Raw genomic sequence first — 19,726 nt, 5'->3', positions numbered from 1 at the left:
TCATGGCACCACGCATTGCCACCTCGGCCGCGGACGCCGTCGCCGAGATCACCGACGGCGCCACCGTCCTGATCGGCGGCTTCGGCAACGCCGGCCAGCCGATGGAACTGATCGACGCGCTCCTGGACTGCGGCGCGAAGGACCTGACGGTCGTGAACAACAACGCCGGGCAGGCCGACGCCGGCCTGGCCCTGCTGATCAAGGAACGCCGGGTCAAGAAGATCATCTGCTCCTTCCCGCGCCAGTCCGACTCCTGGCACTTCGATGAGGCCTACCGGGCCGGGGAAATCGAGCTGGAGCTGGTTCCGCAGGGCAACCTGGCCGAGCGCATCCGCGCCGCCGGCGCCGGCATCGGCGGGTTCTTCACCCCCACCGGCTACGGCACGCTGCTGGCCGAGGGCAAGGAAACCCGCGTGATCGATGGCAAGGGCTATGTGCTGGAAACCCCGATCCACGCCGATTTCGCGCTGATCAAGGCACTGAAGGCCGACACGCTGGGCAACCTGGTGTACCGCAAGACCGCGCGGAACTTCGGCCCGATCATGGCCACCGCGGCCAAGTCGGCCATCGTGCAGGTGGACGAGGTCGTCCAGGCCGGTTCCATCGATCCGGAAAACGTCATCACCCCGGGCATCTTCGTGGATACCGTGGTGGAACTGGGAGGGGAAAAGTAATGAGCGCAATGACCACCACCGAAGCAAAGCTCACCCGCGATGAAATGGCGCAGCTCGTTGCCGCGGACATCCCGGCCGGAGCATTCGTGAACCTGGGAATCGGCCAGCCGACCAACGTCTCGAACTACCTCACCAAGGAACAGGGCGTCACCCTGCACACCGAGAACGGCATGCTGGGCATGGGCCCGGTCGCCACCGGCGAGGACATCGACCCGGATCTGATCAATGCAGGCAAGATCCCGGTCACGCAGCTGCCGGGCGCCTCCTTCTTCCATCACGCGGATTCTTTCGCGATGATGCGCGGCGGCCACCTGGATGTATGCGTGCTCGGTGCCTTCCAGATCTCCAAGGATGGCGATTTGGCCAACTGGCACACCGGTGCCGAAGGTGCCATCCCTGCTGTGGGCGGCGCCATGGACCTGGCTATCGGCGCCAAGGCGACCTGGGTGATGATGAGCTTGTTCACCAAGGCCGGGGAATCCAAGCTGGTTGAAACGCTGAGCTATCCGGTCACCGGGCTGGGCTGCGTCTCGCGGATCTACACCGAAGTGGCCGTCTTCGAGCTGCGTGATGCCAAGGTCTTCGTGCGCTCCACCCATGGCATCAGCTTCGAGGAGCTGGCCGCCAAGGTCCCGGTGGAACTGACCCAGGCCTAGAAGACCCAGTAGATTAGTGGGGTGCGCATCCGAGTCTTGGAAGTGCGCCCCGCAATCATTTCCAGCGCGCAAGGAGCACGGTGAGCGAGCAGGCAGCAACAACCACATCGGTCCAGTCCCTGGCCCGCGGCTTGGCGGTCATCAGCAGCTTCGATGCCGATCACGCGTCGATGACCCTTTCCGAGGTTGCCGGACGGACTTCCCTGTCCCGGGCCACCGCCCGGCGATTCCTGCTGACCCTGGTGGAGCTGGGCTATGTGCGCACCGACGGCAAGCATTTCGAGCTGACCAGCAAGGTCCTGCAGCTGGGGTACTCGTACCTGTCCAGCGCCACCTTGCCGCAGCTGATCGAACCGGTGCTCGAGGAACTCTCGGCTGCTGTGCATGAATCGGCCTCCGCTTCCATCCTGGACGGATCGCAGATCGTCTACATCGCCCGGGTGCATACCCGTTCGATCATGCGCGTGGGCATTTCGGTGGGCACCCGCTTCCCGGCGGCCAATACCTCCATGGGCCGGGTGTTGCTGGCCTACCAGCCTGAAGAAATCAGCGAGGCGGTGATCGCCGCCGGCGTGCATTCAATGACCGGGCTGGGGATCGATGGCCCGGATCAGCTACGCGTTGAACTTCAACGGATCCGTACCCAGGGCTATGCCGTGGTAGACCAGGAATTGGAGATCGGCCTGCGCTCGGTGGCGGTGCCGGTATTCAGCGCCGATGGCACCGTGGTCGCCGCGATGAACGTGTCGATGAGCGTGCGCCCCGATACTACGCAGAGCGCCGAACAGGCAGCCGAGGTGGTTTTGCCGCAGCTGCTCGAAGCTGCCGCGCAGGTACGCGAAGCCCTCGCCGCCAGCCGCTAGTACCCGCCGGGATCAGGCGGTGGCCGGATCCCATTCGATGCCAGCACACGTGGTGATCGCGGCGAGCCGCGCAGGCCAGCACCAGTTGCTAGGGCTCGCGCACGTCCCGGCGGATCGGGTGCCCTTCGGGTACCTGCACCAGCACGATTCTGGTGCCGTCGGGATCCTGGATCCATGCTTCCATCAGGCCCCAGTCCTCCTTGCGCGCCTCGCGCTGCACCGTCGCACCGCGGGCCGTCAACTGTTCCAGCTCTGCCTGCACGTCGCGCACCTGCAGCCACAGCACCAGCGTGGACGGCTTCCCTGGCGGCCGGTGCCCGGAGACTTCTAGCAGGCCATTGCCCAGGAAGAACACCATTCCCGGCTGCTGTGCCGGACCGAATTCCCGGGCAACGGCTAGTTGCAGCACATCTCGATAGAACTGCTGGGTTGCGGCCAGGTCAATTGGCCGCAGCAGCACCCTGCTGGAAAGTACGTCCATGCCCACCAATCTAGTAGCTGGCTGGCGCTCTGCCTAGGTGCGAGCCAGGCGCATCCCGGCATCGGCGCGGACGCCGGGATGCGCCGATTCCCGCTTACAGGTAGCAGGAAGGGCGGTAGCCCGGATCGGCCGGACCATCCGTGGACAGTGCGTTGAGCACCCAGCGGTGGACTACAGGATCAACGGCCATGCTGGCGTGTCCCGAGGCATCCAGCGGGCACTTGTCCTGGCGCAGCACGTTGGTCACGTGCTCGCTGTCTCCCTGCAGGAACTGGGACTTGTACGGCATGACGACCTCGTCGTACTTGGTGGAAATGACCGTGTAATCCGGGCCTGCGACGGTGTCGCCGATCGAATTCAGCTCGGTCATGAACTCGCTGCCCGCCACCTGGTCGGCGCAGGCGTCGCAGATCCAGCCAGCGTAGCTGCCGGCAATCCTGACTCCGGTAGCGCTCGGCACCAGAATGCCCTGGGTGCCGTGGCTCGATGGGGCGATGGCCACCTATTCGTTGACATGTTTTGCTCCGCCCATGTGCCCCATGTACCAGCGGGGCATCATTCCGCCCTGGCTGTGCCCGACGATGTCCACCTTCTTGGCGCCGGTGGCCTGGCGGACGCGGTCAATGAAGTCGCGCAGTTCGGCTGCCGAGTCCGGGGCATGCGCCGCACCCGAGATGCCGTTTTCCAAGCCGTAGTTCAGTGCGAAAACGCAATAGCCGTTGCGCTTGAGCTTGGGGGGACAGTGAGATCCAGTTGAAGTCCATGGTGGCAAAGGTGCCGTGGACGAGGACTACGGGATAGGGATGTTCGGAATCGGGTGCGCAATCCCAATTATTAGCCCCGGCCGGGCTGATGTTCAGGGACGAAGCTGTTTCGGCTTGTGCGGTGCTTGCCGCGCTCGGTGCGATGGCCGGGGCGGTGAGTGTTGCAGCGGCCAGGCACAGCGCGCCCAGAACGGAAAGTATGCGTCGTTGCATGGTGGTCCGTCGAGTAAAAGATGGGAGGCACTTGCTACTGGCCGGCAGTAACACGAAATGATCACAGTAATTTTAGTTTCTGTCTAGGATTTTCTGGTGACAAGGTTTTGCGTGAAGTAGGATGCGTTCCCTCCAGATTGCGCGAATTTTCCCTGGAATGCCCGCAAGCCTTCGCACTAGCTTGAACCCTGCTTTATGTCGGAGTTATCCATCGTGACTAGCTGGTTTTTGGGGGGCGCTTGTGGTGGCCGGCAGAAGGGTAAGCGGGACTTGGGTGCGCTTCGCTTCAGATTTCCTGGGCGGGTGGCGCCCGGGGTACTGTGACGGATCGCGGTAATGGAATTTACTTGTATCTTCAATCAATTACGGTATGCTTGGCTTATTGAACCTTGTTGGGAACGCCGCCGGAAGGCTGTGATTCCACCATCGGGAACCGCCCGCAAACAACTTATGAGGAGTTGGCCTGCTATGAGCAACCTGTTGAGCGATGTGCGTTCCGCCAATTGGAGCAGTGCCCCGGAATCCGGTGCCGTGCTGGTCTTCCTGCATGGCTTCGGCTCCAATGAACACGACCTCGGCTCGCTCGCCGAACCGCTGGGATTGGATCTGCCTTGGGCTTCGCTGCGCGCTCCGCTGGAATTGGGCCACGGTGGGGCCGCCTGGTTCCAGATCACCACTCCGGGCGTCCCCGACGCGGCGCCGGTGCAAGCGGCCACCGCGGCGATCTGGGCCTGGATCGATGCAAATGTAGACACCGCCACCAAGATCATTCCAGTCGGTTTCTCCCAGGGCGGGCTGATGGCCAGCCAGCTGCTGCGCACCCGGCCCGAGCGGGTGCTGGCCACCACAATCCTGGGCGGATTCGTCTTAGGCGGCACCCAGTCAGCCGATGAAATCATCGCCGCGCAGCGTCCAGCAGTGTTCTGGGGCCGTGGCACCGAAGACCGGGTCATTGCCCCGGTCGCCATTGAACGCACCACCAAGTTCCTGCCCGAGCATTCGACCCTGACCGCCCGCACCTACTCGGGGTTGGCCCACGGGATCAACATGGATGAACTGAACGACGTCCGCAGCCATATCACCGCGCAACTTGACCTGATACCGCTGGGCAAGTCCTGAAGCGCGGCTGGCGGGCAGCAGGGCCCGCCGGCCGGGATAACCTTGTGCCATGGACAATGTTGAGCAAGCACTGGGCAGAATCCGCGCGGCTATCGAGAAGCTGCACCTCGCAGCGGCCCAGGACCATGACGCGCAACGCGCCCATGCGGCTCGCTGGCTTGATGGCCTCTTCGAGGATATCGAAAGCCGAGAGCAACTGCGAGAGGCTTCCCGGAAGGCCTTGGAACTCTACCGCGGCGGCATGGGGTCCTTCCAGGATGTGGGAACCGCGGTCATGGATGACGCGGTGAGCGGACTGCGCCGAGCCTTGGGCTCCGCGCGCTCCTGGCTCTTGCGCAGCTAGGAGCGGCATCTGGCAGGGAGCAATCCCCGCGGCGCGTGCCGCTACGCGGCGACGGTTTCCTCGACGTCCCGGATCCTGGCATTTTCATCGGCCACGCGGGTTTTGCGCACGCTCCACGCGTGGGTCAGGATGACCAGCAGGATGCCGGGGATCAGCCAGAGGATTAGCCGCAGGAGATCCATGCCGATGGACTGCCCGGGGAAGTAGGCGAGGGTCTGCACTGCGTGCAGCCACCCGGCGCCATTCCAGAAGGTATTGAGTGCACCGTAGAATCCCGGCTGCATTTGCGGCTGGAAGATCCCGCCGGAACTGGTGAAATTCAGTGCGACGAAGCACAAGGTCAGCGTCGGGGTGGTCCAGTGGCGCAGCAGTGGATGCAGGCCCAGGCCCAGCAGGGTGATGCCGGCGGCGTAAACCCAGGAAATCAGCCAGATGCCCGCGTAATGATCCTCGATGATCCGGTAGACCGGGCCCGCGATCAGCACCGTGATTGTGGCAACCACCGCTGCGGCAACCGCCGCCATGGCGAAGCGCACGGGCAGCTTGACCTTGCCCATGAACCCGGCCAGCGGCACGGCGCTGGCGTAGCCGCCAATGCTCAAGGCGACCAGCAGGAAGAACAGCCCCTGCCCGGTGGTGTCCTGCTCGCCGGTGGGCACGACATCTTCGATGCGCAATGGCTGGCCTTGTTCGTAGGCCACCTCCAAGAAGACTTTCTGGGCGATATTCGCCGAGGTTTCCGACGCGGCGCTAGAGCTGTAGAGCGTTGCCGTGCCGCCGCTGGTTTCGTAGGCGGCCACGAGCTCGCGCTGCTCTACCAGTTTCCGGGCCTGGTCCGCATCGGCGACGGTGTGCACATTCAATGCACCGTCGGACCCATCCTGCAAGGTCTGGGCGAAAACCTTGGATTGCGCGGAATCGCCCACCACCGCCACCTGCACGTTGTGCGGACTGGGCGCGTGGAAGGCCCCCAGATAGAACAAGCCCATGATGGCGCACAGGAAGAACGGGATCAGCATGGTCAACACGAGCTTTCCCCAGCCCAGTGGTGCCGGCTTGGCTGCGGGGGACTTCTTCTTGGCCGGATTATCGGCATGCTTGGAAGCGGGGGATTGGCGCGGGGCGTTGTCGGTGAGAGTCATCAGCATTAAAGAATACGCTTAATGTTGCATGATGCAACATTGAGTGCCCGGCAAAGCCCTGCGTACTAGACTCGGAACATGGGCAAGGAACAGCGGGAAGCCGATATCCAATCGATCTTCCACCACATGCAAATGATTACCCGACGTGCCAATACGCGCTCACGCCAGTTGGCCGAGCCGCTGACACTCGTGGAGCATTCCCTGCTGCGCTTCATTGCCGATACGCCCGGAACCCGGGCCACCGACATTGCCGAGGCGTTCTCGCTGAACCGCTCGACAGTCTCCCGGCAGGTAGGCACGCTGCTGGACTTGGGATATATCGCCTATGATGATGCGGAATCCGGGCGCGGCCGCGTATTGGAACTGACTGGCGTGGGCCGCGAGCGGCTTCAGGCTTCCGCCGCCGTGCACCGCGCTGCGGTAACCGATCGTCTGGAGGGCTGGAGCGAAGAGCAGATCTCGGCCTTTGCCAAAGCCTTGGAACGCTATAACGTTGCCGACTCGCAGTAGGTGCAGGGAAATCTGCAACTTGCCCTAGGCGATCCTGGCGAAACGCGGGCCGTTGTAGCCATCGCGTTCAACGTGCTCCGCAAACATCTCCAGTGGCCGAGCCCAGAAGCTGTAGTCATCGTAGAGCTTGCGGTAGAAGACCAGTGGCTCTTCGGTTTCGCTGTGCTTCCCCACGGCCAGCACCTCGTAGCGCTGACCCTTGAAGTGCTGGTAAATTCCGGGTTCGATGCTCAACCTGGTGGCCTTTCTGATCAATGATGGTGCTGGAAAACTTACCGCGGTCCGTGCCCGGTGCCGCCGCTGCGCTGGACCAGCAGGTGCTCCAGGATCGGATCCAGGACGGCCAGCCCGTCTTTCACTCCGCCGGTGGACCCGGGCAACGTGATGACGAAGCTGTTGCCGGAGAATCCTGCGACCCCGCGGGTAATGATGGACAGCGCGGTGGTCGCTTCTCCGCGCCGGCGGATGGCCTCGATGATTCCGGGCAGCTGGACGTCCAGCAGCGGGGCAACCATTTCGGGGGACTGGTCATCGGGTGAGACCCCGGTCCCGCCGGTCACGATCACGACCTGCGCGTCGTTGGCCAGCAGGTCATCCACGGCAAAACGCACCGGCTGCCCGTCGGCCACCACCGTCGGCTCGCCGGTCTCGAAGCCGCGCTCGGACAGCCACCGGGTGATCAGCGGACCGGTCTTGTCTTCGGCGGTGCCTGCTGCGGCACTGGTCGAAGCAACCACCACGGCCGCCATGCGGCTAGTCTCCACGAACCCAGTCACCGCTCTTGCCGCCGGACTTCGCCAAAACCTTCACCGAGCGGACCTCGGCGTGCTTGTCCACGGCCTTGACCATGTCGTAGAGGGTCAGGGCCGCAACGCTGGCCGCGGTCAACGCTTCCATCTCCACCCCGGTGACGCCCTTGGTGGTCACCTGGGCGGTGACGCGCACCGCGGATTCCTCGGCGGTGAAATCAATGGACACCTTGGAAATCGGCAGCGGGTGGCACAGCGGAATCAGTTCCCAGGTGCGCTTGGCCGCCATGATGCCAGCGACCCTTGCGGTGCCCAACGCCTCGCCCTTGGGCAACTGCCCGGTCATCAGCATCGGGACAACATCCGGGCGGGTGGCGAAGATGGCTTCTGCGGTGGCCACGCGCTTGGTGACGGCCTTGTCGCTGACATCGACCATATGGGCGCTGCCGTCTTCGCGCAGGTGGGTGAGTCTCTCAGACATTCATGCTCCAAATTTCGATGCTTTGGCCGGCAGCCAACTGGCTGACGCCTACCGGGATATGCACCAGCGCATCGGCGCGGGCCAGATCGTGGACTAGGTGGGATCCCGGATCCAGGATGGCGACCTGGCCATCGCGGATCAGCGCGCGGCGCACCTGGTGCTTGTGCTCGGGGGAACTGGCATCGGTTGCCAGCGGGTAGTGCCTGGGCAAGGGCTCTGGCAGGGCATTGAGCTGTCGCAGCAGCGGGGCCAGGAACAGTTCTGCCGACAGCAGGGCACTGACCGGGTTGCCCGGGAAGCACAGCACCGCTGCCTTGGCCAGTCGGGCGAAGCCTTGCGGACCGCCGGGCTGGATGGCCACATGGTGGAAAACCCCGCCTAGCGGCGACAGCGCTTGGCGGACCACCTCGTAAGCTCCGGCGCTGATACCGCCCACGGTTACGATCAGGTCAACCTGTTCCTGCAAGACATCGATGGCCAGGGCGAAGCGCTGCGGATCATCGGGCAGCTGCAAGGTGCGCACCTGCACCTGATAGCGGCGCAGCCAGGCTGCGAGCATAGGGGAATTCGAGTCCGGGATCTGGCCCTGGGAACGCTGTCCATCGCTGAGCTCATCGCCGGTAGTGCACACGGCCACCTTCAAGGCCCGGCGCACCGGTACTTCACGCAGCCCGCTGGAAACCAGTGCAGCAATCATGGTCGGGGTCAGCCGGGTTCCGGCCTTGGCCACCAAGGCGCCGGTTTCGAGATCACCGCCGGCGGGGCGGATGAAGCGGCCCGCGGCGCTGGGGGCCGAGAATTCCGCGTGGCCGCTGGGGGTGCCAAAGCCGGCACGAACCAATTCCGGGAAAGCGCCAGAGCCGCTTTCCTCGATGGGGATGACGGTGTCAGCACCCAGCGGGATCATCGCACCGGTCATCACCGGACTGACCGTGCCTTCAGCCAGGGATATTTGCCGATCGCCGGCAGCAGCCGTGAAACCCAATGGCAAAGAGATGGGGGAGCGGAGCGAGGCTGCTGCCAGATCCGCGCTGCGCGCAGCGTAGCCATCCATCTGCGAATTGGTGAACGCAGGGATGGGCAAAAGGGCGTACTGGTCCTCGCTGAGGATTCGATCGCTGGCCTCAGGGCTATCGATGGGCAGCACTTCATTGTCCAGGCAGGCGAAGACCGGGGACATCAGCTCTTCAAGTTCCGCGCGATGGCTTTCCAGAGTGCAGGACATGGACTATCCGCCTGCGAACGGCGGCAGGACATCCACGGTCAGATCGTCGGCAGTGCCCAGCTCGCCGGCATCGCGGCGCACCACGCCGTTGATCAGGAAACTTCCGGCGCGCAAAACCTGGGCCATTTCAGGTCCGTAGGAATCGATCAGTTCGCTACGCAGCCTGGCGAGTGTATCGGGGCGTTCCCAGCTCTCCTGCTCGCAGCCCGCTGCTGCCGCCGCGGCAGCGAAGTAGCGTATCGTAATCTTCGACATGACTTCATGCTATCGCGCCTAGGCGATAAGGAGCACGATGAAAAGCGAACGCGACTTTCCCGCGCTTGTGGCCCCCGGGCCGCCACTGAGCGGCGAACAGGCTGCTCGCGCTGCACGCCAACTCTCGTTGCCCGGATTTGATGACACTGCGCAGCGCAGGCTGGCTGCCGCCCGGGTACTGGTTATCGGCGCCGGAGGGCTGGGCAGCGCCAGTGTCCCGTATCTGGTCGGAGCGGGAGTAGGCTCCATCGGCATCGTGGATGATGACGTGGTGGAGCTATCCAACCTGCACCGCCAGGTCACGCACACCACCGCTAATATCGGCTTGGCCAAGACCGCTTCCCTGGCGCAGGCCGCCACGGCGCTGGACCCCAATGTGAAGATCATCGAGCACAACCTGCGCCTGGATTCATCGAATGCGCTTCAGATTTTTGCGAATTATGACCTCGTCATCGATGGCAGCGACAACTTCCCGACCCGGTACCTGTCCAATGACGCCGCGCAGCTCACCGGCATCCCGCTGATCTGGGGATCGATCCTGCAGCATCATGGACAAGTTTCCGTGGCCTGGCATGAGCATGGTCCGGGTTACCGCGACCTGTTCCCGGTCCCGCCTGCCCCGGGCACCGTGCCGGATTGCGCGGCCGGGGGAGTATTGCCTGGATTGTGCGGAACCGTCGGTTCGCTGCTGGCTACCGAAGCCTTGAAGCTGATCGCCGGAATCGGTGCCCCGCTGGTGGGCAAGGTGCTGATCTACGATGCGTTGGCGGCTAGCACCCGTACCCTCGAATTCTCCCGTGATCCCCAAGCAGGCGAAGTCACCGACCTGATCGATTATGTGCTTTTTTGCTCGGGAACGCTGCCCGAAGCTGAAGGCATCGGCGCCGAGGCGCTCGCCGAAGCACTAACTGGTGATGCAGCTCCGGTTTTATTGGACGTGCGCAATGATGACGAACGCGCGCAACAGCACATCACCGGGTCCCTGCACCTTCCGCTGCCCCAGCTGGAAGCAGCCATCGAATCCGGGGCCGAACTGGAACAGATCCCGGCACAGGTGACGGTTTACTGCGTCCGTGGCCCGCGCTCGCAACGCGCAGCATCCTTGCTCGCAGGACGAGGCATCAAAACAAACTATCTTGAAGGCGGGCTTCCCGCTCTGGCCGCCGTGGCCCCGCAGCTACTGACCGAACCCGCACATACCGAAGGAACCCGATCATGAGCTACGCGCTGATTACCGAAGAACCTATCGACGAGGCTGCCGTCCGCGATGCCGTGCAGTCTGATACCGCCGGTGCGCTGGTGATGTTCCACGGGATCATCCGCAATCACGATGGTGGCCAGTCGGTGAATTCCCTGGACTACTCGCATCACCCGCAGGCTCAAGAATTCTTGGAGAAGATTATTGCCGAAGAAGAACGCACCGGCCTGAAGCTCTCGGCTGTGCACCGCGTGGGTCCGCTAAAGATTGGCGATGCCGCGCTGGTGGCTGCCTCGGCGGCTGCGCACCGCAAGGAAGCCTTCGACGCAATTGAGAACCTGGTGGAGCGCATCAAGGCCGAGGTCCCGATCTGGAAGAAGCAGCACTTCACGTCCGGCAGCTCCGAATGGGTGGGGCTGTAATCGTCTTGAACCCGGTCAAGGACAGTTGGGTGGATCTCGATTTGTTGGATTGCACGACAGGCCTCTTGGCTCGTGAATGGTGGGTCTGCCTGGAGCTCTTGATTTCATGAAGACCGGGTTTTCGACTGAAGTTGGCGGGGCATGATGAGAGACCTGAAGAACTATTGACGCAACTATTGACGGTACGGGGCTGGATGATCATTGGTGAGCTAGTCAAAGGTGTCTTGCAACTGATAATGGGGTCATAATCCGAAGAGGTTGCTGATAACACATGGTTGCAAGAAAATTCGGGCGTCGAGTTTTCAAGGATTTTAAGCTGAAGAAGGGGTGGACGGCAAGACGTCTTACAACCCATTGGTTATAAGACGGTGCCCGATTCATCGTTCTTTATAGAATACGGATTTTTAGCTGGATTACGGACTCATCCAATGAAAAAGAGGAGCAGTTCATCATTCTTCAGTAGTCGGTCGTTTTCTGGCATCCGCATCTCTGGTTGTTTCAAACCATGCCCGCCCGTGCTGGTAGCGGATGGCATGCCCTCCTAGACCTGCCGGTCTTAGATCGATCCGGTCCACGGCTCCACTTAGTGGCGGTAAGGGCCGCTTCCACTGTGATTCGTTTATCTGCGGATTGCGCTCCTCAACGAAGTTATCTGTGTCGGGTTGGATTTCTGCTGTGTCATTAGAGAAGTGTGCCGGCAACCCGATAAAGGAAGTGCCCGCGTATCCGATGAGTAGAGTTCTGTCTTCTTCGGCCTGCGTGGATATTGGTAACAGGGAATCTTCGTCCCAGAACCAGGTATTGGTCGCTTTGGAACGAAAATGTTCGTGAGTTAGGGAATTGATGTGATCGATCCCGTGAACCGGGCAGTAAACGGATGCCGTAATGCTGATGTCACCGTATAGGTCCACTTCGTCAGGGTTACCGCGTTTAAAATCGTTGATACAGATACACGAAGGTAATGAACGAGCATGATCAAAAGACACCATGCCAGCGTCTTCGGAAAGCGATGACCATAGTCCCTCAACCGGGCCACCCACGATCGGGACATGCCACACCATGTTGCCTACGCGCCTGCGAGCTAGGGACCGCCAGCCGTAGCGATGCCACTGGGCTAGTGCCAAAATGCTCACGGTTGCAGCAGCTGTTCCCAGATAATCGGATAATGCCAGATCTTCGAGTTCTTGAAGGGTGCGTCCTACCGCAGTAGGTAGTGCCATTGCAGTAGCTAACCAGAAGAGGATTGCGATCGAGCTTAAAGTCGCCGCCCAGGAGAGGCTGCGGTTTTTGATGCGTTTCAGTGACATCTGTGCATCCGGGCCTAGCTCGAGGGTGGCGCCGGTGTTGGACTCTGTGGCGAGATTCCGGACGGCGTGAATTTGTTGGTGGGAGATTTTTGTCTGGACAAGCCACCAAAGTGCCGCGGCGATGGTCCCAGCCCACCAGATAGCGGAATCTTCGGTGGTGTCGAGTGAATATGGTATTGCCGCATAGAGCAAAATGATGGGTGCCATGGCAACAGCCAGACGCCCAAAAAACCAGCCGGTAAGAGAAAAGAATAAGGCAACGAGGGTGGCAGAGAAACCGAACATGTCCGCAATTTGGTACGGGTGTTGCCAGTATTCTGGCGGAGGATCTTCCCAGCCCCGAGCCTCGATGAATGAGGCAACTGTTGTTATCAGGATGATCGCACAAGCGACAAGCATTTGTCGCCACGGACGGGGGCACAGTGGAAGCGCGTCCCATCCCTCGGGATTAGGTCTGATCAAGAAGTAAGTTTTATTCATTTTGCAACCACGGCGTTCATAAAATCATTCTCGCACTGGAATGAGGAAGAGTTTCTTCCAGCGTACTCATTCCAAATGGTCTGCGGCTTCTGGTCTGATAATAGGCGGCAAAGGATCTACGACTGTCGTCTTTGAGGGGAGCAAGTCGGATGGTTCAGAGGTCCCGTAGGACATGGGATGCAAGACATGCCAAAGAATAACCAAAGCTTTCTTTGAAACCGTCGCGAGATAATACCGGAATACCAACTAATTCTTGCCAAGCAGATTTACAGATATGGTTTGACAGGCACAACGAAGAGAATCTTTATCGCTTGTGACCTTAGCTAGGCCCTCGCATTTGTTACACGCGAACTCCCTCATCAGGCGTCTCCAGGACGCAGCAACGAGAGCAAATTCCGAGGGAGTCTGGTTCTCCCATTCGTTGAAGTGAACGATTGTATTGATAGCCCATTCTGCCTGTTTTGCTTCCAGAGCGGCCGTTTGAACCCGAGTATCCCAAGCGTCTAACTGAGCAACAAGCTCCGGTCGACCCCAGGAGTTAGCAGAATTTTTCCCCTTCCTAATAGTGGATCGAAGTGTACTGATGCTGCTGTTGAAGAGTTCCCCGAGAGTGTTTTGGCCATCAAGCTTGTATGGGATGGGTGCGGCGAGATTACTGGCACATTCGCGTCCTACGTGCTCCAGATAGGAACGTAAGGACCCAGCGGCAGTTTTCCATGACCTGCCTCTAGGAAGGTTTCGATTTCACCCCATGGTTCATAGTGTGCCCAATCGACGGGTCCACTATCGACATTCCAGGTTCGAAATTGAAGCACGTTCCGCCCCTGAACGAAGCCCAGTGACTTCATCTGACGCATCCATTGCTCATCATGCGTGGTCACAACAAACTGTGTGTCAGAAAACTGTTGAATCAACAACGTTACGACGAAGCGGCGATGGCCAGAATCAACCGACATCAGTACGTCATCCAAAGCGCACAAGGTAAATCCGGTACCCAATGTAAATTGAGCCAACGCGAGATAGAGGCATAGCCCCATCGCATCCTGATGGCCCTCGCTGTGGTATGCCCCAGGGGGAAACTCTCCGCGGCCGTAGAAGTCAACATTCATATCCAAGCCAGCACCCGACTGAGTTAGAGTGGCCGAAAACTGGCTCTCGTCGTCGGCGTTGATAGCGGAGTAGAAGAGCGCAAACTTCGACTGAACGGCAGAATAAATTTCTATGAGGCTCGCAGCAGTTGAATACTCGAAGACTTCGCAAGCTGTAGTTGATCTTAACGACTTCTCGGAAAGGCTAGAAGTCAGGCGTTTCTGTTCCGCATATTCATGAAAACTATGCGACAAAGATCGTAAGCGACCTTTTTGCTCGTCGGCTTCGTTTGGCAGGGGGAGCTCACGAACTTTCTTTTCGAGTTCGCAGGTCCACTACTTGATTGGAGCAATTTTCGACTTCGTCAGCGCCGCAAGTTCTGTCAGCTCCGAAGGGTTACTGATGCAACGAAGTGTCTTGGTTATTGCACGAATTACTTCAAGCTGTTTTTTTGTGTTGATTGCTTCCTGGCCAACCCCTTCAGCCACAGGAAGCGCAATTTCGATGGTTTGTTGTAAATCCGTGAAATGAGGGAGTAATCGGCTTGCTCTCAGTTTCAACGCAGCTATTTCTTCTCTTGCGGCGGCAGATTGAGCTTTTTTGCGTGCGATTACCTCCTCAAACTCGCCGAGTGGCCATGTGGTGGCGCAAACAGGACAGTCCGTGCCGTTGAACAGTTCCAACGCTGAATCTAGAAGAGCATCTGATTCTAATGCCGTCATGAACTCCGCTGAATTTGATCTATCAGCGGCATCCTCAACTAATTGGTCTAATAGACCATCGAGGTTAGTCGAAAGAGCAATTTCCACGGTGGAATGAAGCGCTGAGAGCCTTTGCAGCCATTCGTTTCGATTTGCTGATGGAGTGTAACTGCTCGGGGATGAATCGACCCCTTCGATGATCGCTTCGGGCGTTAGATCCTCTATTGGCGCAAGCCCTAGCTTTGTTCTGTTTGCGTTGATGGCTCTTGATAGCGTTTCAGGGTTAAAAGTTTCGATTCCCGAGGCATGAACCAATGCCCTCACTCGACTGGCGAGAACGGTTGCGGCACCTGCATAATCTCGTTTATCTGCATTTCGCACTCGAACTAGTAGCGCCCTCACTTGCCCAATGCGTTGAAGACCGAGCAAATCCGCGACACCGTCAGCTCGGCTTCTACCCTCAGCCAGCACGAAGCAGACAATCTCCCTTCGTGTTAGTGCAAACTCGGGATGCTTGAGCGTCCATTCGAGTGCCTCTTCCGCTTCGGGTGTTTTTGGGGAGATGGTTGGTTTTCGGGAAGTTGCAACGGACCTCCTAAGAATGTGGGATGAACCGGTTCCTACAACGGTGAATGTCATCTCGACCCAGGCATCTTTAGGAGTCTCGGCGATGTCGACATGGGGCGCATGGGACTTTACTGAAACCCCCGCCGTCCCGCTGCCTGTTAAGCGTGTGATAGATCCGGTGAGCGCAAACTCCAGTGCATCGATCACTCCGCTCTTTCCTGTCCCATTTCGTCCCGCAACTACGAAGGATTTTTGATTCATTTTGAACTCAAACGAGCGGATGCCCCGAAAGTTATTCACACGCAGTTTCTCAACCTTGATCATTTGTCGCTTCCTTCAAGCGCTGCGCGTATTTCAGCTTCATTCGGCACCTTGACGCGACTGAAAAGGGTAGCTAATTCTGAGCCTAGGCCTACGAAGCCGTCTTTTTCTTCCAAAGAGAGTCCAAAATCGATCATGATTCGATCTACAACGGAATGAACGGTCTCGTCCCCGGGTGCCTCATCAGGCGTAGTTTTCTCAGAATTGATCATGTGTTCATTCTGAAAGCTGGAGTCGTCAACCGCGGGCATTTCCATTTTCCGCGCGATTCATTACGTGGCTCTTCGCAGTTGAGGGTGCACATCTCTAATAGCAGTACTCAGTGTCCCGGGCGCGCCATAAAGGAACTAGTGCATTGTGTTGGAGTTGCGCGTCTTGGTCGCCGGTGGAGACTCTGGCGTATCAGAGGCGGTGTCCCATGGGATCAAATGTACCAATACTCGTGGAGTGGCCACTATAGCAACACATAGTTTGTGGTACTGGGTTTTGCGACGAAACATGCTTGAAAATCTGTTGTGTTTTCGAATGTCAGGAGTTTTGGTTGATCCCCACAGATCGGTGTGTCATTAACGACCGATATTGAGACCGCACAATTTATCTTGGAAATATTGTACTAGGCGTTGTTGCAATCTATGATACGGATCATTGAAATTGTCCAGACGGTGTCTGGACAATTTCAATGAGTCGCCACGTCGCCGTTTATGGCTAATGTGTCGGGCACCCATCAGTATCAAGTCGCCAATGTTGGCAACATGTTCAGCGGCGGCATGCAAACCATATGTCATCGCATCGGTATTCAGCGGTTCGATAAGCTGATTGCCGTAATCCCGGTGAACTAGCTTGTTGCTTGAAGATCTCCGCTATGGTAGGAACCCCGCTGCTCGGTTCACCATCCGTGAACTATTTTTGGCTGCTCAGCCATAGTATTCTTCCGCTCTGAGAAATGATTGGACTGGACTTGACCATTGCACTTCGCTTCCCATAAGTGCCTCGGACAACTCAATTTCAGACTCAAATAGCGGATCGTGATTGTCTCCTCCCTCCCCAAGAGGTTCTCTACCCGGTAAGAAACTCACATCCCAGAAAATTTCCGGCTCGTGACCGAGGATACAAACTATCACTTCGTAGTTTTTCCATACGCCACTGGTCATACACCCAACGAAGACGTCGACGCCTAGCCTAAAATTTTCAATACCGGGGTTCCAACTGTGCGATTGGGAGGACTCGTTTTCAATCATCTGTAACCGCCTCATCCGCGTCTGCAGTTCTTCTTTTACCACTAGTACTGCCCTCGATGCCCGTGGTTTTTCACGTGAGTTCGCCTATTTTTGACCTGAGTATTGAATGAATCTCATAGATTAATTAAGATGAGAAAATACACATGTTGCAGATTCTTCCACACCATACTTAGGTTTGGCTGGTTACGTGAAATATTCAATCATTTACAGTTCAATGTAATAGCCAAAGGAATCGATACCGAACATTTATGGAACAAACAATGCATTAATCCTGAAGTGTAATACCAGCGCTGGCCAAAATATGATAGTAGGTCTTCGGCGCGATTTGAGTTTCCAATAGTAATCAGAAGCTCAAGGGTCAAATTCCTTTCTTGGACTATCCATAAAGGGACCCAGTGGGTCAAATGGTGAAGCCAGAAGCCAGGATATATTGAGGCAGATGGTGTATGTTATCGCCAATTCAATAAACACTTGGGCCGCAGTGTAAGTAGCAATCGTCTTCATTTTGTATTCATTTTTCCAGCGAAAATCTTGAAAAATTATCACACTAAGAACCAAGGCAGGAACTGTGGCATGCATTACATATAGCAAATTATCCATTTTTATTACACTGAAATCCATTAGGGCCATGTTCCCGTCAACGCGTAGTCAGCGGCCAACCGCCGGCGCTGTGCAGGGTTCAAATCACGCCCAGCTGCAGCTGGCCTTCGACGCCCATGCCGGTCGCGTGATAGTCTCGCTGGCCCTGGATAACCTCACCAAGGGCACCGCCGGCGTCAATGCGTAGTGAGCGCTATCCAGTCGTACATTAGAGCTATTCGATACGCGCACAGGTGCCTCCAAATACGTCTGCTAATACACGATGGTTGGAGCCAGTGTTTAGCAGGAGTATTTGGTAGCACCTGTGTATCGAAACGGTAGCAGTAGTACGTGGACCGGATAGCACTCCGAAATCAGAGAAATCCACGCACCACCACCCGTTTACTGCTCTATGGTGTTCTAATGACTTGTGATGTACTCATACCGGCGCATGTTCGGCCCATCGAGCTGAATCATTTCACTCTTGGAAACCAACCGATTCAGAATCGACTCAGCAACCACCGCATCATACAACGACCGATACCAGTCCTCCGAATCAAACTCCAAAGTGACGATCGTCGACCCCCGATGCTCCCGAGCCGACAGAATATTCAACAGCTCACTGGCAATATGCCAGAATAATTACAGATATTAATTGTTGTGAAATGCGGGAGTATTTGTATTCGCACTTCATACTAATCAATAATGCTTTAAAGCTCATCGACAAAGAAATGATTTTCCAACTTGCGAATTGCGGACTGAATCGTGATCCCTCCTGAAGCTTTGATTACATTAGAGATCGCCAATCTAGCTTGCCGATCATCAAAGGAATCCAATTCGATGGCACGCTTGTCAATAAATCTTTTGTCATTTTCTGCAAACTGCGGCGACCGAACCCTGATGGAAAAAACATTCCCAATTTCTTCAGAGAAAATCTCCAGTCCTAGCTTCCGGTAACTTAATCGAAGCTCATACATAGTTGCCCAAGGCATTCCAGCAAGCCCGAAAAATTGATTCGGGGGATACCTTAGGTTCTCTTCCGGCTCATCGCCTGCGAAATTGCCATGAAAGGGTTCCTCCATAAAATCAATGGATATCCTGTGGAGAAAAGAAGAATTCGCCAATTTTACCACCTTCTGACTTTTACGTGATAATTTCCATACTTATTTGGGTATCCTGAAGTTTTTTTGGAAGAAGGGCGCTTGGAATACCTTTCGAGGTTTCCGTATTTTCCCCGCTTGCCTTGCTTTGCTGCGGGATTTCGATATCCGCGTAGACCACGCGAACTCATAATACTTCCACCCTTGCTGCCATAATTATTTACATAATGGCCTCTTCTTCCGGCATGTATTCTCGTTGCTTTTTTCCAAACTTTTCTACTTACGGATTTTCCGTAGGTTGCACTACCTCCATATCTCGAAGTACGGACTAATCTCGCCGCTTTGAAGGTAGATCTAGAGATTCGCGTTGATTTGTACAATTTATACCCATGATACGCAGCACGCGCAGCCCGTACTCCAGCGGAAATTCCTCGCAACGGAATTGCTACAGCGTTTACTCCAGGAATGAATGAAGCTGCAGTAAGCACAACATCAGCTGTGTCCCACCATCCCCATTCCCCAGATACGTCGTTAGCGTTTACTGGATTCTGCGGGTACACATACGATGTCGAGTTACCGCCTTCAACTGGGTCGCGGCTGGTAAACAGGCCAGTGACCGAGTTATAGAGTCGAGCTCCCATCAGGATCAGCCCGCTCATGTCGACTGCGCGTTCATCGGCTCCGTGCCATCCGTAAGTGGTGGCGCCGGTGTTCACTGGTTCGGTGAGCTGGTTGCCGTACTCATCGTACTGAGCCCATCCGGTGATACCTTGCCCTGCACCGGTACCGGTCAACGGTAAGGTCGCGACTACGTCCCCGTGGGGGTTGTTCACGGCCAGTTCGACGGTGTTCCCGGTAATGGTCAACGCCAGGTCTCCACCGATGGTGGATTCGTACCTGGTGGTGATGGTTTGGGTACCTTGCTTACGGGTGCTCCAGGCAGGGTTATCCGAATCATCGGCGTAGTGCTTGGTTTCGGTTCCTGCAGCCGCGGTTCCCGTAGAGGTCACCGTCAGGCGGCGACCTGACGGGTCCCGGGCGATGGTTGACGTGGTGCCGTTGCGGGTGATCGCTGCGGCCGCGTCATCGGCGAAGTACTTCACCGTGATCGCCCCAGCCCCGGCCTTCACTCCGTTGGCAGCTGCTGACGCATCCGCTGCAGGAACCGTGGTCTGCCGTCCCAACCCGTCATACACATACCCAGCGCCCACGCCGACGCGGTCTGCTGCGTCGTAGGCCCAGGTCCGCT

Annotated in this window: 24 protein-coding genes and 2 pseudogenes; 9 read left to right on the top strand and 17 right to left on the bottom strand. The window is 57.7% G+C overall.

The window, feature by feature from the left end:
* Positions 1-2 precede the first annotated feature (2 nt).
* The 3 genes from AC1Z36_RS00665 to AC1Z36_RS00655 all read left to right on the top strand — a co-directional run bounded on the left by AC1Z36_RS00665 (position 3) and on the right by AC1Z36_RS00655 (position 2,193).
* Positions 3-674: a 3-oxoacid CoA-transferase subunit A gene (locus AC1Z36_RS00665; protein ID WP_105658563.1), complete on the top strand. Its 672-nt coding sequence runs from the start codon at positions 3-5 to the stop codon at positions 672-674.
* Positions 674-1,330 (top strand): 3-oxoacid CoA-transferase subunit B, encoded by a 657-nt coding sequence (locus AC1Z36_RS00660; RefSeq protein ID WP_105658562.1) that lies wholly within the window; start codon positions 674-676, stop codon positions 1,328-1,330. The genes AC1Z36_RS00665 and AC1Z36_RS00660 overlap by 1 nt, the downstream gene beginning before the upstream one ends.
* A gap of 80 nt (positions 1,331-1,410) precedes the next feature.
* A complete protein-coding gene (locus AC1Z36_RS00655; RefSeq protein WP_105658561.1) occupies positions 1,411-2,193 on the top strand; it encodes an IclR family transcriptional regulator domain-containing protein in 783 nt (260 codons plus the stop codon).
* An 88-nt stretch (positions 2,194-2,281) separates the two neighbouring features.
* On the opposite strand, the gene AC1Z36_RS00650 is transcribed toward AC1Z36_RS00655, so the two are convergent.
* Together AC1Z36_RS00650 and AC1Z36_RS00645 are read right to left on the bottom strand one after the other, a co-directional pair.
* Positions 2,282-2,674, bottom strand: a complete 393-nt coding sequence (locus AC1Z36_RS00650) for a VOC family protein (RefSeq protein ID WP_102598610.1) — start codon at positions 2,672-2,674, stop codon at positions 2,282-2,284.
* A gap of 94 nt (positions 2,675-2,768) precedes the next feature.
* Positions 2,769-3,362: pseudogene (locus AC1Z36_RS00645) on the bottom strand (alpha/beta fold hydrolase).
* A 757-nt stretch (positions 3,363-4,119) separates the two neighbouring features.
* Between AC1Z36_RS00645 and AC1Z36_RS00640 the strand changes: the two are divergent.
* Both AC1Z36_RS00640 and AC1Z36_RS00635 read left to right on the top strand, forming a co-directional pair.
* Complete coding sequence (locus AC1Z36_RS00640; protein WP_181148920.1) at positions 4,120-4,770, top strand: alpha/beta hydrolase; 651 nt, start codon at positions 4,120-4,122, stop codon at positions 4,768-4,770.
* A 49-nt stretch (positions 4,771-4,819) separates the two neighbouring features.
* A complete protein-coding gene (locus AC1Z36_RS00635) occupies positions 4,820-5,113 on the top strand; it encodes a DUF6966 domain-containing protein (RefSeq protein WP_105658559.1) in 294 nt (97 codons plus the stop codon).
* A gap of 41 nt (positions 5,114-5,154) precedes the next feature.
* On the opposite strand, the gene AC1Z36_RS00630 is transcribed toward AC1Z36_RS00635, so the two are convergent.
* Positions 5,155-6,255, bottom strand: a complete 1,101-nt coding sequence (locus AC1Z36_RS00630) for a hypothetical protein (protein WP_105658558.1) — start codon at positions 6,253-6,255, stop codon at positions 5,155-5,157.
* Positions 6,256-6,333: 78 nt separating this feature from the next.
* Between AC1Z36_RS00630 and AC1Z36_RS00625 the strand changes: the two genes are divergently transcribed.
* Positions 6,334-6,765, top strand: a complete 432-nt coding sequence (locus AC1Z36_RS00625; protein ID WP_105658557.1) for a MarR family winged helix-turn-helix transcriptional regulator — start codon at positions 6,334-6,336, stop codon at positions 6,763-6,765.
* Between the two features lie 24 nt (positions 6,766-6,789).
* On the opposite strand, the gene AC1Z36_RS00620 is transcribed toward AC1Z36_RS00625, so the two are convergent.
* From AC1Z36_RS00620 to AC1Z36_RS00600, 5 genes are read right to left on the bottom strand one after another with little or no spacing between them, the layout of a single operon-like run.
* Positions 6,790-6,999, bottom strand: coding sequence for a DUF1653 domain-containing protein (locus tag AC1Z36_RS00620; RefSeq protein ID WP_013347838.1), 210 nt, complete (start codon positions 6,997-6,999; stop codon positions 6,790-6,792).
* 38 nt (positions 7,000-7,037) lie between these two features.
* Complete coding sequence (locus tag AC1Z36_RS00615) at positions 7,038-7,529, bottom strand: MogA/MoaB family molybdenum cofactor biosynthesis protein (protein ID WP_105658556.1); 492 nt, start codon at positions 7,527-7,529, stop codon at positions 7,038-7,040.
* Positions 7,519-7,995 carry a cyclic pyranopterin monophosphate synthase MoaC gene (gene moaC, locus AC1Z36_RS00610; protein ID WP_105658555.1) on the bottom strand — a complete coding sequence of 159 codons (477 nt, stop codon included), beginning with the start codon at positions 7,993-7,995 and terminating at the stop codon, positions 7,519-7,521. The genes AC1Z36_RS00615 and moaC overlap by 11 nt, the downstream gene beginning before the upstream one ends.
* Positions 7,988-9,220 carry a molybdopterin molybdotransferase MoeA gene (locus AC1Z36_RS00605; RefSeq protein ID WP_105658554.1) on the bottom strand — a complete coding sequence of 411 codons (1,233 nt, stop codon included), beginning with the start codon at positions 9,218-9,220 and terminating at the stop codon, positions 7,988-7,990. Before AC1Z36_RS00605 ends, moaC begins: the two co-directional genes overlap by 8 nt.
* A gap of 3 nt (positions 9,221-9,223) precedes the next feature.
* Positions 9,224-9,475: a MoaD/ThiS family protein gene (locus tag AC1Z36_RS00600; RefSeq protein ID WP_105658553.1), complete on the bottom strand. Its 252-nt coding sequence runs from the start codon at positions 9,473-9,475 to the stop codon at positions 9,224-9,226.
* Positions 9,476-9,512: 37 nt separating this feature from the next.
* Between AC1Z36_RS00600 and AC1Z36_RS00595 the strand changes: the two genes are divergently transcribed.
* A complete protein-coding gene (locus tag AC1Z36_RS00595) occupies positions 9,513-10,694 on the top strand; it encodes a ThiF family adenylyltransferase (RefSeq protein WP_105658552.1) in 1,182 nt (393 codons plus the stop codon).
* Positions 10,691-11,095, top strand: coding sequence for a molybdenum cofactor biosynthesis protein MoaE (locus AC1Z36_RS00590; protein WP_105658551.1), 405 nt, complete (start codon positions 10,691-10,693; stop codon positions 11,093-11,095). Before AC1Z36_RS00595 ends, AC1Z36_RS00590 begins: the two co-directional genes overlap by 4 nt.
* 449 nt (positions 11,096-11,544) lie before the next feature.
* Here AC1Z36_RS00590 and AC1Z36_RS00585 read toward each other — a convergent pair whose 3' ends face one another.
* The 6 genes from AC1Z36_RS00585 to AC1Z36_RS00560 form a co-directional block, all read right to left on the bottom strand.
* Positions 11,545-12,687, bottom strand: a complete 1,143-nt coding sequence (locus tag AC1Z36_RS00585) for a hypothetical protein (RefSeq protein ID WP_146112967.1) — start codon at positions 12,685-12,687, stop codon at positions 11,545-11,547.
* Between the two features lie 866 nt (positions 12,688-13,553).
* Positions 13,554-14,225, bottom strand: a complete 672-nt coding sequence (locus tag AC1Z36_RS00580; protein WP_105658549.1) for a hypothetical protein — start codon at positions 14,223-14,225, stop codon at positions 13,554-13,556.
* A gap of 81 nt (positions 14,226-14,306) precedes the next feature.
* On the bottom strand, positions 14,307-15,563 hold the full coding sequence (locus AC1Z36_RS00575; protein ID WP_105658548.1) for an ATP-binding protein: 1,257 nt from the start codon (positions 15,561-15,563) through the stop codon (positions 14,307-14,309).
* Complete coding sequence (locus AC1Z36_RS00570; protein WP_146112323.1) at positions 15,560-15,772, bottom strand: hypothetical protein; 213 nt, start codon at positions 15,770-15,772, stop codon at positions 15,560-15,562. The genes AC1Z36_RS00575 and AC1Z36_RS00570 overlap by 4 nt, the downstream gene beginning before the upstream one ends.
* Before the next feature lie 702 nt (positions 15,773-16,474).
* A complete protein-coding gene (locus AC1Z36_RS00565; RefSeq protein WP_146112322.1) occupies positions 16,475-16,798 on the bottom strand; it encodes a hypothetical protein in 324 nt (107 codons plus the stop codon).
* A 351-nt stretch (positions 16,799-17,149) separates the two neighbouring features.
* A complete protein-coding gene (locus tag AC1Z36_RS00560; RefSeq protein ID WP_146112321.1) occupies positions 17,150-17,419 on the bottom strand; it encodes a hypothetical protein in 270 nt (89 codons plus the stop codon).
* A gap of 28 nt (positions 17,420-17,447) precedes the next feature.
* Between AC1Z36_RS00560 and AC1Z36_RS00555 the strand changes: the two are divergent.
* Positions 17,448-17,573, top strand: a pseudogene (locus tag AC1Z36_RS00555) (N-acetyl-gamma-glutamyl-phosphate reductase); the annotation flags it as partial.
* Between the two features lie 224 nt (positions 17,574-17,797).
* On the opposite strand, the gene AC1Z36_RS00550 reads toward AC1Z36_RS00555, so the two are convergent.
* From AC1Z36_RS00550 to AC1Z36_RS00540, 3 genes are all read right to left on the bottom strand, one after another.
* Positions 17,798-17,992 (bottom strand): ATP-binding protein, encoded by a 195-nt coding sequence (locus tag AC1Z36_RS00550; RefSeq protein WP_286134333.1) that lies wholly within the window; start codon positions 17,990-17,992, stop codon positions 17,798-17,800.
* A gap of 95 nt (positions 17,993-18,087) precedes the next feature.
* A complete protein-coding gene (locus AC1Z36_RS00545; protein WP_105658543.1) occupies positions 18,088-18,501 on the bottom strand; it encodes a hypothetical protein in 414 nt (137 codons plus the stop codon).
* A gap of 2 nt (positions 18,502-18,503) precedes the next feature.
* Positions 18,504-19,661 (bottom strand): RHS repeat-associated core domain-containing protein, encoded by a 1,158-nt coding sequence (locus AC1Z36_RS00540; protein WP_483561562.1) that lies wholly within the window; start codon positions 19,659-19,661, stop codon positions 18,504-18,506.
* Positions 19,662-19,726 lie beyond the last annotated feature (65 nt).

The organism is Glutamicibacter sp. BS14 (genome assembly GCF_056934375.1).
Note: the sequence above shows the minus strand (reverse complement) of the source record. Positions and strands in the feature narration are given on the sequence as shown.

Coding starts and splice junctions, on each gene's coding strand:
- AC1Z36_RS00665 (WP_105658563.1), top strand. CDS start 3: ATGGCACCACGCATTGCCACCTCGGCCGCGGACGCCGTCGCCGAGATC.
- AC1Z36_RS00660 (WP_105658562.1), top strand. CDS start 674: ATGAGCGCAATGACCACCACCGAAGCAAAGCTCACCCGCGATGAAATG.
- AC1Z36_RS00650 (WP_102598610.1), bottom strand. CDS start 2,674: ATGGACGTACTTTCCAGCAGGGTGCTGCTGCGGCCAATTGACCTGGCC.
- AC1Z36_RS00640 (WP_181148920.1), top strand. CDS start 4,120: ATGAGCAACCTGTTGAGCGATGTGCGTTCCGCCAATTGGAGCAGTGCC.
- AC1Z36_RS00635 (WP_105658559.1), top strand. CDS start 4,820: ATGGACAATGTTGAGCAAGCACTGGGCAGAATCCGCGCGGCTATCGAG.
- AC1Z36_RS00630 (WP_105658558.1), bottom strand. CDS start 6,255: ATGACTCTCACCGACAACGCCCCGCGCCAATCCCCCGCTTCCAAGCAT.
- AC1Z36_RS00625 (WP_105658557.1), top strand. CDS start 6,334: ATGGGCAAGGAACAGCGGGAAGCCGATATCCAATCGATCTTCCACCAC.
- moaC (WP_105658555.1), bottom strand. CDS start 7,995: ATGTCTGAGAGACTCACCCACCTGCGCGAAGACGGCAGCGCCCATATG.
- AC1Z36_RS00605 (WP_105658554.1), bottom strand. CDS start 9,220: ATGTCCTGCACTCTGGAAAGCCATCGCGCGGAACTTGAAGAGCTGATG.
- AC1Z36_RS00600 (WP_105658553.1), bottom strand. CDS start 9,475: ATGTCGAAGATTACGATACGCTACTTCGCTGCCGCGGCGGCAGCAGCG.
- AC1Z36_RS00595 (WP_105658552.1), top strand. CDS start 9,513: ATGAAAAGCGAACGCGACTTTCCCGCGCTTGTGGCCCCCGGGCCGCCA.
- AC1Z36_RS00590 (WP_105658551.1), top strand. CDS start 10,691: ATGAGCTACGCGCTGATTACCGAAGAACCTATCGACGAGGCTGCCGTC.
- AC1Z36_RS00585 (WP_146112967.1), bottom strand. CDS start 12,687: ATGTTCGGTTTCTCTGCCACCCTCGTTGCCTTATTCTTTTCTCTTACC.
- AC1Z36_RS00575 (WP_105658548.1), bottom strand. CDS start 15,563: ATGATCAAGGTTGAGAAACTGCGTGTGAATAACTTTCGGGGCATCCGC.
- AC1Z36_RS00570 (WP_146112323.1), bottom strand. CDS start 15,772: ATGATCAATTCTGAGAAAACTACGCCTGATGAGGCACCCGGGGACGAG.
- AC1Z36_RS00565 (WP_146112322.1), bottom strand. CDS start 16,798: ATGATTGAAAACGAGTCCTCCCAATCGCACAGTTGGAACCCCGGTATT.
- AC1Z36_RS00560 (WP_146112321.1), bottom strand. CDS start 17,419: ATGGATTTCAGTGTAATAAAAATGGATAATTTGCTATATGTAATGCAT.